This is a genomic window from Streptococcus sp. OH4692_COT-348, from assembly GCF_003859975.1.
In the GTDB taxonomy this organism is placed as follows: Bacteria; Bacillota; Bacilli; order Lactobacillales; family Streptococcaceae; genus Streptococcus.
On the sequence record NZ_RQZB01000045.1, the window covers coordinates 1 to 738 of the forward strand.

1 protein-coding gene is annotated in these 738 nt (G+C 36.6%); it reads left to right on the forward strand.

The annotated features are described in order from the left end of the window. Window positions 1-66: 66 nt before the first annotated feature. On the forward strand, window positions 67-738 hold a 672-nt coding region (locus tag EII37_RS10785), incomplete at its 3' end, for an IS6-like element ISS1S family transposase (protein WP_124788559.1).

Genomic DNA, 738 nt, shown 5'->3' on the forward strand with positions numbered 1-738 from the left:
TTGCAAAGTTTTCTGATAAGTCTATTTTAGTGTAAAATGAATAAAAATGACAGCGAGGATATATCAATGAACTATTTTAAAGGTAAACAATTTCAAAAAGATGTGATTATTGTCGCTGTTGGTTATTATCTACGTTACAATCTAAGCTATCGTGAAATTCAAGAACTCCTTTATGATCGTGGGATTAACGTTTGTCACACAACTATTTATCGTTGGGTACAAGAATACAGTAAAGTCCTCTATCATCTCTGGAAAAAGAAAAATAGACAGTCCTTCTATTCGTGGAAAATGGATGAAACTTATATCAAAATCAAAGGTCGTTGGCATTATCTCTATCGTGCAATTGATGCGGATGGATTGACTTTAGACATCTGGCTACGCAAGAAACGGGATACTCAAGCTGCTTATGCGTTCTTGAAACGACTACATAAACAGTTTGGTCAACCAAGAGTAATTGTCACGGATAAAGCGCCCTCTATTGGTTCTGCATTTAGAAAGTTACAGAGTAACGGTTTATATACTAAGACAGAGCATCGAACCGTGAAGTATCTCAATAACCTCATTGAGCAAGACCATCGACCAATCAAACGACGCAATAAATTTTATCGAAGTCTACGAACTGCCTCAACCACGATTAAGGGCATGGAAACAATTCGAGGAATATACAAAAAGAACCGAAGAAATGGAACGCTCTTCGGATTTTCGGTATCTACTGAGATTAAGGTCTTAATGGGAATA